Below are 11,979 nucleotides of genomic sequence, written 5' to 3'. Positions count from 1 at the left end.
ACATGTTGTATGCCGAGGTTGCTGTAACAGTTCCGGTTCGTTTAAACCAAACCTTTCACTATCGGGTACCGGAAGTTTTGCAGCAGGAACTGAGCAGGTTTTCGCGGGTGGAAGTACCCTTTGCCAACAGAGTTGTGCAAGGCTTTGTGATTGGCTTTAGCCCGCCGCCGCCAACCGCTAAAATCAAAGATATTAAAAGGGTTATTGAAAAAGAACCCTTCTTAAATGAAGAACTGTTGATAACGGCGGAGTGGCTGGTCCAAAGGTATTTATGCAGCATCGGCGATGCGTTACAGTGTATCGCAGGACCCCCTGGCAGCAAAAAAAAATACCAGGAGTCGGTTTTAGTAGCCGCCGTCGATCAGAATGTACTGACGGGTTTGGTTAGAGCCCCCAAACAAAAAGAAACCCTCGAAGTAGCCTTGGCGAAACCGGGACTTAGTAAATCTGAACTGGCAAAGTTGGCAGGGGTATCCTTGTCGGTGGTTAATACCCTGTTGGCTAAGGGCTATCTGAAAGAAATATGCCAGAGCCAGGATAGCGAAGCTACCCCAATTCAAGCTAAAAAGCCAAACCTTACCAAAGAACAAGAAGATGCTGTTCAGCAGCTAAGAAGAGTTTTGCAATCTGCTCAACCTTCGGCGTGGCTGCTGTATGGCGTTACTGGCAGTGGTAAAACAGAGGTGTATCTGAGAACGATTGAAGAGGTTCTTCGGCAACAGCGACAGGCCATCGTATTAGTACCGGAGATCTCATTAACCCCCCAAATGGTAGAAAGATTCCGCTCACGCTTTGGCAGCAAAATTGCTTTGCTACATAGTGCCCTTTCGCAAGGGGAAAGATATGCCGAAAAAGACCGTATTAAATCTGGCGAAGCATCGGTGGTATTAGGTGCCCGTTCTGCTATTTTTGCCCCAGTACCCAATTTAGGGCTGGTTATCATTGATGAAGAACATGAGACTTCCTATAAGCAGGATGAAACACCCAAGTATCATGCCCGGGAGGTGGCTTTACAGAGAGCTGCCCAGTCAGGCGCGGCAGTGATCTTAGGGAGTGCTACTCCGGCCATGGAGAGTTTTTGCCGGGCCAGACCAGGAGGGCCTTATACGTTATTAACCCTTACTAAGCGGATAGAAGACAGGGAACTGCCCAAGATACAAATTGTCGATTTACGCCAGGAGTTAGGGCTAGGCAATCGCAGTATTTTTAGCCTTACCTTGCAGCGAGCGCTAACCAGGCGGTTAGAACGTCTGGAAAAGTGTATTCTTTTTCTTAACCGACGAGGGTTGGCCAGCATTGTGGTATGTCGTCAATGCGGTCAGGTGATGAAATGTCCTCATTGTGATATTTCCCTGACCTTGCACAGTGATGGTTGGTTGAAGTGCCACTACTGTAGTTACCAGACCCGGTCTCCGGTGATCTGCCCGCATTGTTCCAGTCGCATCATCCGCAGTTTTGGTGTGGGGACCCAGCGGGTAGAAGAGGAAATGAATCGACTGTTTCCTACCTGTAAAGTGTTACGGATGGATGCAGACACCACCACTCGTAAAGGCTCTCATAAGAAATTATTGGAAGCCTTTATCCATGGAGACGCCCAGGTGCTTATCGGGACCCAAATGATTGCCAAAGGTCTGGATATACCTCAGGTTACTCTGGTTGGAGTGATCAGTGCGGATGTTACACTGCATATGCCAGACTTCCGCGCTGCTGAAAGAACCTTTCAGTTACTGACCCAGGTGGCCGGTCGGGCAGGCCGGGGTCAGACCCCCGGTGAGGTGATTATACAAACCTATGATCCAGAACACTTTAGCATCCGAACGGCTCAAAGACATGATTACCTCAAGTTTTACCAAAAAGAAATGATCACCCGACAAGCATTGCAATACCCGCCCTTTAGCCATCTCATTAGGGTATTGTTTAGTGGCATAAATGAAGCAGACGTGCTGGCAGCTGCCCACTGGTGGCAGGGTCAATTGACCACTACCAAGCAGTCGTCTGGTTTTCAAAAGATAGAAATCCTAGGACCAGCTCCGGCCGGTATTCCTAAAATTAAAGACCGTTACCGCTGGCAATTAATTATTAAAGGTAGTATCAGTAAAGAGATTCGAAGTGTTGCAGCTCAAGTGTTGGAACAGGCCGGCCTGAGATTTAAGCAGGTGGCTGTGAGTATAGATGTTGACCCGGTGAGTATGTAAACGAGTTTTGGCCATCAGTATACAGCTAAAACTCTGCATGAGATGAAATTTTTCTTATACTTTCTGAAAGTGGAAAAAAACGGGAGGGTTACTCAAGATGGCCGTCTATAAAATCGTCGAAATCGGTGATGAAGTGTTACGGGAAAAGGCAAAACCCGTCAAGGAAATTACCCCCAATATTATCAAATTGTTAGATAACATGGCTGATACTATGTACGAGGCCAACGGTGTGGGTTTAGCGGCACCGCAGATTGGAGTATCGAAGCGGGTAATCGTAATTGATGTAGGTGAGGGGTTGGTTGAACTAATCAATCCTGAGATTGTAGAGGCATCCGGCAATGTTGTAGATACTGAGGGATGTCTGTCGGTACCCGGAATGATCGGTGAAGTGGCCAGAGCGGATAAACTAGTCGTAAAAGGTATCAATCGTCAGGGGAAAGCTGTGACTTACCAGGCTAAAGGATGGTTAGCTCGAGCCTTTCAACATGAAATTGACCATTTAGAGGGTGTTGTATTCGTTGACCGGGCAGCCAATTTAAGAAAAGCAGAATAGGTTATAAAAGTGATTGAGCAGGTAAGAGGAGAAAGATATGCGAATAGTTTTTATGGGTACGCCGGATTTTGCTGCGGCCTCTCTTCAAGCATTAATTGCCTCTAAACATCAAGTTGTTGCGGTGGTTACGCAGCCGGATCGTCCCAAAGGAAGAGGGAAACAGGTACAAGCACCTCCCGTAAAGGTATTGGCTTTGCAACATAATATCTCGGTTCTACAACCGGCTACGATCAAAACTGAGGATTTTTTGCAAACTTTACGGGAGCTACAACCGACATGTATTGTAGTGGTGGCCTATGGTAAGATATTGCCTCAGGCCGTATTGCAATTACCCCCTAAAGGTTGTATCAATGTTCATGCGTCTCTTTTACCTTATTATCGAGGATCCGCACCTATTCACTGGTCTGTTATGAACGGCGAAAGGGAGACCGGTGTAACAACCATGTTCATGGATGAGGGTATGGATACCGGGGATATGATCCTAAAAAAATATCTTACTATTGCCCCCCAGGACAATGTAGGTTTGGTGCATGACCGTTTAGCCAAGCTAGGTGCAGAATTATTGATAGAAACCATGGATTTACTGGAACAAGGTGAGGTTCCCAGAGCATCCCAGGACCACAGGTTGGCTACCTATGCACCCATGCTGAAAAAAGAGCACGAATTAATCCATTGGGATAGAGCAGCCGGAGACATACACAATCATGTTCGAGGTATGGACCCCTGGCCGGGAACCTATACCCTTTGGCAGAATAAAGTACTTAAAATATGGCGTACAGAGCTTCCCAAGGCTCGGGAAATAAATTCTCTACCGGGTACAGTTTTAGAAGAGGCTCCCTCTGGTATACTAATACAAACGGGTCAGGGACAGATTTTAGTTCAAGAATTACAACTCCAGGGAAGCAAGAGAATGGAAGTCAAAGAATTTCTCAGGGGAAAAAGCTTGACCCCCGGGACGATTCTGGGTAGCCAAGAAGGAGTTGAAGCCTTGTGATTAGTCCTGAAGAGTCACATTTGCCACACGTTCGTAAACGGTTATTTGTGGGTCTATTGGCTGCCAGTTTATTTATTGTAGGTCTTCTAATTTTTACCATTTGGTATCTGCTTTATCACCCTATTACATTGATGCATCAAGTCATTTTAATTAGCGCTGTAGCTTTCATTATTATAGGGATCGTGGTATTTGCCTTCGGTGTTGGTGGTATTGTATTAACCATCTGGTTGGCGCAAACTATTAAGCCGTTGCAGCCATTAATACGAGTGGCCATGAGTTCACTTTTTCCCTTTGCTCTAGGGTTAGGGAGAATTTTTCATATTGATGTTGATAGAATTAAAAATTCATTTATCAGTGTTAATAATGAACTGGTTCGTACGAACCCACTGGAGTTACGTCCTGACCAGGTGCTGTTGTTGGCACCTCATTGCATTCAAGAAAATACCTGCCCCCATAAGGTAACCAATGATATTAATAACTGTCACCGTTGTGGCAGATGTCAGGTATCAGATTTACTAACCATGCGGGATCAATATGGTATTCGGGTGGGAGTAGCCACCGGAGGAACCTTGGCTCGAAAACTGGTCAAGGAATATCGGCCCAAAGCTATTGTAGCCATCGCCTGTGAAAGAGATTTGGCCAGCGGTATTCAGGATTGCAGTCCTATTCCGGTCCTGGGAGTGTTAAATGATCGGCCCTTTGGCCCTTGTTTTAATACTGCGGTATTTACCCCGGGAGTGACCAAAGCGATAGAATTTTTCTTAGGTAACCAGAACCACGGGAGAGGAGAAGGAACGAAACATTGAGCAATCTATCCGCCAGGGAACTGGCATTGTTGGTTGGTAAAATGGTTGAAGAAGAAGGTGCTTATGCCAACCTCGCTCTAAACAAAGTGTTAGAACAATATCAGCCCGGGAAATTAGACCGGGCTTTTGCCACGGAATTGGTCTATGGGGTGCTGCGCAATTTAAATACTTTAGATTGGGTACTGGCACACTTTCTTAAGCAACCCCTTGCTTCCCAAACAGTTTGGATTCGAAATATCCTACGCATGGGTACCTACCAAATCATGTTTATGCCCAGGGTACCAGATTCCGCAGCCTGCAATGAATCCGTAAACTTGGCCAAAAAATTTGGCCATGCCGGAGCTGCTAAATTTGTTAATGGTGTTCTGCGTAATGTGGCAAGACAACAGAACAATTTAGATTACCCGAACCCCCAAGAGGACCCGGTTGACCATATTGCTCTTAAATATTCTCACCCTACGTGGCTAGTGGAACGGTGGTTAAAGGAGTATGGTTTTGATGGTACCGTTGCCCTTTGTCAGGCTAACAATCGACCAGCCCCCAACACGGTACGGACCAATACCCTGAAAATCTCGAGGGAAGAATTGATGGATCGCTTAAAGGAAGAGGGTGTGGAGGCTTGGGAAACCCAGTATGTACCGGAAGGGTTAAACCTAAAAAACTTTTTATCCTACCGTTCTCTTACTTCCTTTCAAGAAGGACTTTACCAGGTTCAAGATGAAAGCTCTATGTTGGTTGCTCACGTATTAAACCCAGCCACCGGTTCCCGGGTATTGGATGTGGCTGCGGCACCTGGCGGTAAAACTACTCATATTGCACAACTCATGAGAAATTCAGGTGAAATTGTTGCTTTCGATATATATAACCATAAGCTGGATTTAATTATAGATAATTGCCAACGTCTGGGTATTACCTCCATTCGAGTCGAGGTAGCGGATGCCCGGGACGTACATAAGGAATACCAAGGGTGGGCTGATTATGTCCTGGTAGACGCCCCTTGTTCTGGTTTAGGGGTATTAAGGAGACGCCCGGATGCTCGGTGGCGTAAAGATCCCAGCCAACTGCCGGGTATTGTGAGATTGCAAAAAGAGATCTTACAATCCGCAGCCAAGTGTCTGAGGCCGGGAGGGGTACTGGTTTACAGTACCTGTACCATAACCCATGAAGAAAATATTGGTGTGGTAGAAGACTTTCTAACAGAACACCCGGAATTTATCATGGGTGATCTCAGGCAGTTCTTACCCCCAGGGTTAGATCAGGAGTCCACAGCGGAAAAGGGTTATCTTCAGCTTTTACCCCATGTGCATGGGATGGATGGGTTTTTCATTGCACGTTTAAGAAAAAAAGGATTTGATTAAAAATGTGTAGAAGTAGCAACGATAAAGTAAATTTGAAAAACCTAAACCTCGTGGAATTAAAACAGTTCTTCCAGACCTTGGGTGAGAAGTCCTTTCGGGCTGAGCAGGTAGCCAACTGGATTTTTGCCAGAGGAGCTGTCTCCTTTGAGCAAATGAGTAATCTATCCAAAGAATTAAGGTCCCGCTTAGCAGAGGTGGCAACCGTAAGCCACCCCAATATTTTAACCAAACAACAATCTGCCCGAGGAGATACCGTCAAGTATCTTTTTGGTTTAACGGATGGTCATGGGGTGGAAAGTGTCTTAATGAAGCATTCCTATGGTAACTCTGCCTGTGTTTCTACCCAGGTGGGATGTCGAATGGGTTGCATGTTCTGTGCCTCAACCATGGAAGGATTAGTAAGAAACCTAAGTCCTGGAGAAATGTACGATCAGGTTTTGGGAATTCAGCAGGATAGCGGAGAAAGGGTGAGTCATATTGTTATTATGGGGGCTGGCGAACCCCTGGATAACTATGATCATGTGGTAAGGTTTCTGGAAAACATCAATGCTGAATACGGTCTTAACATAGGTTATCGACATATTACTTTATCCAGTTGTGGCTTGGTTCCCAAAATTAAGGAATTAGCGCTCAAGAAACTACCCATTACCCTAGCCATATCTCTGCATGCACCTAACGATGAATTACGCAATCATTTGGTTCCTATTAACCGACGTTATCCTTTACAAGAATTGTTATCTGCCTGTAAAGAATATATAGAGATCACTGGTCGTCGGATTACCTTTGAATATGCCTTGCTGGCCGGGGTGAACGATGGTGAAGATCAGGCAAGAGAGCTGGTCTCCCTAGTAAAGGGACTGATGTGTCACGTTAATTTGATTCCAGCCAATCCCGTACAAGGAAGAGGTTTTACAAGAACCCCCCCGGAAAGGGTGGAACAGTTTCGTATTATACTAGAAAAAGGTGGTTTAAATGTCACCGTACGCCGTGAATTAGGCGCAGAAATTGATGCCGCCTGTGGACAGCTAAGGCGGAGGTATGAGGAAGACCGCAGGTCCTGCTAGTTGGCTGTAAATCATTAGCCATTGACCTTTAGCTTTTGGGGAAATCAGAAAGAAGTTTATCATAGATTGCAATATTTGTTGTTATGCAACATTGAGTATTTATCTTTATCTATCAGTAATAAAGTACCAACAAAGTACTCTTAAGAATTAACTCTACATAGGCCTATAGCCTAGGAATTAAGGCCAATTTTTCAACGGATGGCCAATACTATCAAAGATTCTCGGGCTTACTGCCATAGTGAGGTGATCTTATGCGTCTGTTCTCAGGACTGGAAAATAGTTTGGAAAAATACATCGAGGGGTTTTTTAAGGACAAATTCAGTTCTCAGGCTCGTGTGCAGCCCCATGATATTGCTAAAAAGCTGGCTCGCTCGATGCGCGACAAACGGCGGGTTAGTGTAGCTAATATTTATGTGCCTAACAGCTATACAGTGCTATTAAACTCCGAGGATTTTGAAAGTTTAAAAGCTATTACTCAGCCACTGGCAGAAGAATTAGCCGATTACCTGATCAATAAGGCAGCAGAGAAAGAATTTACTCTAGTATCTCGTCCTCGCATTGAATTTGCCCAGCAGGAGGACCTGCAGCCGGGGGACTTTGTTATAGAAAGCAATTACGAAATACCGGAACCAAATGCTGATGTGGCAATATCAACAACCAAAGAAGCGCTGGAGCCTGAATTAGATTTACAGCAACCCAAGGGATATCAAGCCCTAAGCGATACCGCTCCACTGCCAAATATAAAAGAAAAAATTGCAGCCAGTCTGGTGGTGGAGGAGGGGGCAGATGCCGGAAAGGAATTCCCCCTAAATGATTTCCGTACTAGCTTTGGACGCAGGGACACCTGTGACATTATTATTAATGATACAGGTGTTTCTCGAAGACATGCTCAGGTAGAAAAAATTGGTGGAAGGTACTGGCTAACCGATTTAAACAGCACCAACGGAACCTTTGTCAATGGTTTACCCATTGACAAGATGGAACTCAGCACAGGGGATGTCATTACGGTGGGCAATACAGTTCTGATATTTAAGGAGTTTTAGTGTGCTTGCGCTTGGAGTGTCAATTTTACGGGGTTTATTTTTAATACTTCTATATCTATTTCTGTTTCGATTAACCGTCAGTATGTTGGATCAGCTACGGCAAGCTTCTGCCAAAGAAGAGCCAGTGCAGCCGGGGTTACTTAAAACACGGCTTCTTTCTTCAGGCGGAGACGGTGCATCTTTACAGGTAATATCTTCCGGTGAGGAAGTTATTGTCCCAGGGGAATCCTTCCCTCTAGGGGATATAACCCAAATTGGTCGTGGGCGAGGAAATCATATTCACCTATCCGGTCATTATGCTTCCCAGGAGCATGCCCGTATCACCTTTAAACAAGGACAATACTGGCTGGAGGATTTGGGAAGTTTGAATCATACATTCTTAAACGAAGTACCTGTTACCAAGGAGATCGTTTTGGCTAACGGGGATCGACTTCGTATAGGGGAAGTAATTTTTCGTTTTGTGAGGTGGGCGTATGAAATGGAGTCAGATAACTGATGTCGGAAAGGTTCGTTCCGGCAATGAAGATAGTATGTGCGCCTGCCCGGACATTGGTCTATTTGCCGTGGCGGACGGGATGGGTGGTCACAAAGCAGGCGAAATTGCCAGCAGCACCGCTCTCAATTACCTGGAAGAGAACCTCAGAGATGCTCTAAAGACCAACTCTGAGGTAGCGGTCTCCTTACAGCGGATTATGCAAGAAGCCAATTACCGGATTTATCGGATGTCTTCCGAGTTTGCTGAGTACAAAGGAATGGGCACTACCGTAACAGCGGGTCTCATTATTGAAAAAGATTTTTACCTGGCACATATAGGAGATTCCAGGGCCTATCTCCTAAGGGGAGAGGCTATTAGCCAACTCACGGATGATCATTCACTGGTGGGTGAAATGCTTCGCCAGGGTGGGATTACCGAGGAACAGGCGCTAAACCATCCTCAACGAAATATTTTAACCCGTGCTATGGGTACTGCTCCTACCATGAAGTTTGATTTTTATCATTTACAATTAGAACCCCGAGATAGAATCCTTCTTTGTACAGACGGCTTGACTAATCATCTGAGACCGGAGGAAATTCGGTTAATTGCTGAGTCTCAACCCGAGTTGGACAGATGTTTGGAGGTTTTATTAGAGACCGCTCTGGGGCGGGGAGGGTTAGATAATATTGCAATGGTCATGGTGGAGATAGAGTAATTCTCGGAGGTGTCAACTTGCTGGCAAACCTGCGTAAGGAAGAACGCAGTCTATTGTACTATATCACAGCCTTTTTGGCGGTGGGTGTACTGGTTCTTTACTTAGGACAACCAGAATTTAATACTGTTTATGAACTAGCGTTAGGCAGTGGCTATAAGTTGCCCTTCTGGTGGTTTGTGGTGATCCTTAGTATGGGTACAATGGCTGGTTTTTGGCTAATTAGTGCCTACTGGCGGATTGCTGGTTTTAAATGTGACCCATACTTAATGCCTATTACGGCATCGCTAACGGCTCTGGGATTAATATTTTTATTTCGACTACGACCGCAGTATGCGGAGAGGCAATTTGTCTGGTTATTATTTGGCCTCTTGGCTCTGGTTATCATCACCACGCTGCTCCGAAAAATGGACTGGTTAGAGGACTATAAATATATTTATGTGGCAGCTGGTGTGATTCTGTTGGTGTTACCCATCTTCTTTGGCAGAGAACAATATGGTGCCCGTAGTTGGTTGGACTTAGGGTTGTTTCAACTGCAGTCCTCTGAATTTGTTAAACTATTACTGGTGATGTTTCTGGCCAGTTTTCTATCCGAAAACCGCAGAGTGCTGTCTGCCGGTAGTGATCAACTTTTGGGTATTAGTATTCCTGGTATCCGGGAATATGGCCCTTTGGTTGTCATGTGGGGGATCTCTTTGTTAATACTGGTTTTTCAAAAGGATTTAGGAACAGCACTTATTTATTTCTGTACATTTTTGGCGATGGTTTATGCAGCAACAGCTCGCATGTTCTATGTACTGGCGGGACTGCTCTTATTCTCTCTCGGTGGTACCGTAGCTTACTATATTTTTGATCATGTGCAAGCTAGGGTTGACATCTGGTTGGATCCGTGGGCTTATAGTAGCGGCAAAGGGTACCAGATTGTTCAGTCATTGTTTGCCCTTGGTTCTGGAGGACTTTTTGGCAGTGGGTTGGGTCAAGGGCTTCCTGGCTTAATACCGGCAGTTCACACCGATTTTATTTTTTCCGCCATTGTGGAAGAGTTAGGTTTGGTAGGCGGCTGCGCCGTTTTGGTTTTGTACATGTGTTTTATTTTTCGGGGTTTCATGATTGCCCTAACTGCCCGTAATGATTTTACGGCACTCCTGGCCACGGGGTTTACAGCTCTGATGGGCTTACAAACCTTTATTATTATTTCGGGTGTTATTAAGTTGTTACCCATGACAGGGGTAACACTACCCTTTATTAGTTACGGCGGCAGCTCACTGGTGGCTAATTTTGTATTATTAGGGATGCTGCTGAACATTTCCCACGAGGTAAATCAAGGAAATGAAACAGAATATTAAAAAGCTAAGTTACTTTCTATTATCAACCTTTGTTCTTCTTCTTTTTTATTTAACATATATCACCTTTCAGCAAGGTGAGGAATTGGCTACCCATCCCCAAAATCGCCGTATGGCTGCCAAAGAAGCTGCTATTATCCGTGGTACTATTTATGACCGACAGGGTGTTAGCTTAGCGGAAACCAAGTGGCAAGGCCAAGCAGGGCAGCGGGTTTACCAAACCGTAGAGCATGTTTTTCCCTCCGCTCATGTGGTGGGCTATGTATCTGAAAGATATGGTTCTTCTGGCTTAGAGGCGGCCTATAGTAAAGAACTATTGGGTTTAACGGAAGCCGATGCGGTGGAGAACCTGCTTGATAAAATTCTTAATCGTACTCCCCGAGGCAACGACCTGATTCTCACCTTAGATGCTTCGTTGCAGAGTCGGGCCCTGGCTTTATTAGGAAACAGAAGGGGAGCAGTGGTGGCTCTAGACCCCCGCACCGGTGCTGTTTTAGCCATGGTCAGTTCCCCGGCTTTCAATAGTAATACCGTGAAAGACCCAGAGATTTGGGAGCAATTGAATAAAGCAGAGGCAAATGCACCCTTATTAAACCGAGCCACCCAGGGAGCCTACCCACCTGGTTCCGTGATTAAGTTGCTTACCGGGGCAGGGATTTTGGCCAACCACGTTGATCAACCGGAAAAAACCATTGATTGCCCTGGGTACGTCATCATTGATGGTAACAAAATTACCGATAACCAGGTACACCATCAAGTGAACTTTACTAAGGCCTTGGCTCTGTCCTGTAACACGTACTTTGCCCAAGAAGGAGTAAAGTTAGGTTGGCATAACCTGCTGGATACCTTTGAAAAGTTTGGACTTAATCAAAATCCTGATTTGGAAATTCCTGTCAGAGCGGGCACCTTTGCCGTGGCAGAGCGTCGCAATAAGAGTCAACTGGCGGAGACTTCCTTTGGCCAGGGGGACACGCTCCTTAGCCCTCTACACATGGCGTTGGCTTGTTCGGCCATTGCTAATCAGGGTACCATTATGAAACCCTATTTGGTCAAAGAGATTCGCAAACCTGAGGGGCAGGTAGTACGGTTAACTGAAAGCAGCCCTTGGCTCTCAGCCACCACACCGGAAATTGCCGGGCTGATTACCCAGGGGATGGTGGATGCTGTAGACTGGGGTACTGGTTCAGGGGCTTCCCTGAAAGGTATTAAGGTAGCAGGTAAAACGGGGACTGCAGAAACAAAAAATACACAAGATCCTACGAGTGCGCCCCATGCCTGGTTTGTAGGTTTTGCTCCGGCTGACAACCCCCAAGTGGTAGTAGCCGTTATTGTAGAAAAAGGCGGTTCAGGCAGCAAAGTGGCCGCCCCCATAGCGAGAGATGTTATGGCTGCTGCCCTGTCTGGCAAATAGATATGGTTTTAGTTGTAGTAAGGAG

Annotated in this window: 11 protein-coding genes; all 11 read left to right on the top strand. The window is 45.7% G+C overall.

Translation table 11 applies throughout. The annotated features are described in order from the left end of the window. The first annotated feature begins 2 nt into the window (after window positions 1–2). The gene (gene priA / locus BUA78_RS00855; RefSeq protein ID WP_072910387.1) at window positions 3–2,195 is read left to right on the top strand and encodes a primosomal protein N'; all 2,193 of its coding nucleotides are present in this window, start codon (window positions 3–5) and stop codon (window positions 2,193–2,195) included. Between the two features lie 97 nt (window positions 2,196–2,292). Further along, entirely contained in the window at window positions 2,293–2,748 is a 456-nt protein-coding gene (gene def, locus BUA78_RS00850) for a peptide deformylase (RefSeq protein WP_072910386.1), read from the top strand. A 37-nt stretch (window positions 2,749–2,785) separates the two neighbouring features. Next, the gene (gene fmt / locus BUA78_RS00845; protein ID WP_072910385.1) at window positions 2,786–3,742 is read left to right on the top strand and encodes a methionyl-tRNA formyltransferase; all 957 of its coding nucleotides are present in this window, start codon (window positions 2,786–2,788) and stop codon (window positions 3,740–3,742) included. Next, on the top strand, window positions 3,739–4,548 hold the full coding sequence (locus BUA78_RS00840; RefSeq protein ID WP_072910384.1) for a DUF116 domain-containing protein: 810 nt from the start codon (window positions 3,739–3,741) through the stop codon (window positions 4,546–4,548). Before fmt ends, BUA78_RS00840 begins: the two co-directional genes overlap by 4 nt. Then, window positions 4,545–5,906, top strand: coding sequence for a 16S rRNA (cytosine(967)-C(5))-methyltransferase RsmB (rsmB, locus tag BUA78_RS00835; RefSeq protein WP_072910383.1), 1,362 nt, complete (start codon window positions 4,545–4,547; stop codon window positions 5,904–5,906). Before BUA78_RS00840 ends, rsmB begins: the two co-directional genes overlap by 4 nt. Window positions 5,907–5,908: 2 nt before the next feature. Further along, window positions 5,909–6,970, top strand: a complete 1,062-nt coding sequence (gene rlmN, locus BUA78_RS00830; protein ID WP_072910382.1) for a dual-specificity RNA methyltransferase RlmN — start codon at window positions 5,909–5,911, stop codon at window positions 6,968–6,970. 251 nt (window positions 6,971–7,221) lie between these two features. Continuing rightward, window positions 7,222–8,013, top strand: coding sequence for an FhaA domain-containing protein (locus BUA78_RS00825; RefSeq protein ID WP_072910381.1), 792 nt, complete (start codon window positions 7,222–7,224; stop codon window positions 8,011–8,013). Window position 8,014: 1 nt separating this feature from the next. After that, complete coding sequence (locus BUA78_RS00820; protein ID WP_072910380.1) at window positions 8,015–8,509, top strand: FHA domain-containing protein; 495 nt, start codon at window positions 8,015–8,017, stop codon at window positions 8,507–8,509. Beyond that, window positions 8,487–9,203 carry a Stp1/IreP family PP2C-type Ser/Thr phosphatase gene (locus BUA78_RS00815; protein WP_072910379.1) on the top strand — a complete coding sequence of 239 codons (717 nt, stop codon included), beginning with the start codon at window positions 8,487–8,489 and terminating at the stop codon, window positions 9,201–9,203. The genes BUA78_RS00820 and BUA78_RS00815 overlap by 23 nt, the downstream gene beginning before the upstream one ends. Window positions 9,204–9,220: 17 nt before the next feature. After that, the gene (locus tag BUA78_RS00810; RefSeq protein WP_072910378.1) at window positions 9,221–10,546 is read left to right on the top strand and encodes an FtsW/RodA/SpoVE family cell cycle protein; all 1,326 of its coding nucleotides are present in this window, start codon (window positions 9,221–9,223) and stop codon (window positions 10,544–10,546) included. Beyond that, window positions 10,530–11,954, top strand: a complete 1,425-nt coding sequence (locus BUA78_RS00805) for a peptidoglycan D,D-transpeptidase FtsI family protein (RefSeq protein ID WP_072910377.1) — start codon at window positions 10,530–10,532, stop codon at window positions 11,952–11,954. Before BUA78_RS00810 ends, BUA78_RS00805 begins: the two co-directional genes overlap by 17 nt. The last annotated feature ends 25 nt before the right edge of the window (window positions 11,955–11,979 follow it).

The sequence above is a fragment of the Desulforamulus aeronauticus DSM 10349 genome, from assembly GCF_900142375.1.
GTDB lineage: Bacteria > Bacillota > Desulfotomaculia > Desulfotomaculales > Desulfotomaculaceae > Desulfotomaculum > Desulfotomaculum aeronauticum.
Note: the sequence above shows the minus strand (reverse complement) of the source record. Positions and strands in the feature narration are given on the sequence as shown.